1 protein-coding gene is annotated in these 223 nt (G+C 60.5%); it reads left to right on the top strand.

Annotated elements, in window-relative coordinates; genetic code table 11:
- Nucleotides 1–223: 3-hydroxyacyl-CoA dehydrogenase NAD-binding domain-containing protein (locus tag E4K09_RS19900; RefSeq protein WP_244610606.1), on the top strand; the 223-nt coding region annotated here is incomplete at both ends.

Below are 223 nucleotides of genomic sequence, written 5' to 3'. Positions count from 1 at the left end.
GGCGTATGGTCGGAATGCACTGGTCGAACCCGCCGCACATCATTCCGATGATCGAAGTCATCGGGGGCGAAAAGACCGCTCCAGAAACCGTCCAAACCATCCGTGAGCTCAGTCGCTCGCTCGGACTCCTCCCCGTGGTGGTGAAGAAGGATGTGCCTGGCTTTGTCGAGAACCGGGTGCTCTACGCGCTGTTGCGTGAGGTGGTTGACCTCGTAGAGCGCGG

This window comes from Microvirga pakistanensis (assembly GCF_004458765.1).
Taxonomy (GTDB): Bacteria; Pseudomonadota; Alphaproteobacteria; order Rhizobiales; family Beijerinckiaceae; genus Microvirga; species Microvirga pakistanensis.
Note: the sequence above shows the minus strand (reverse complement) of the source record. Positions and strands in the feature narration are given on the sequence as shown.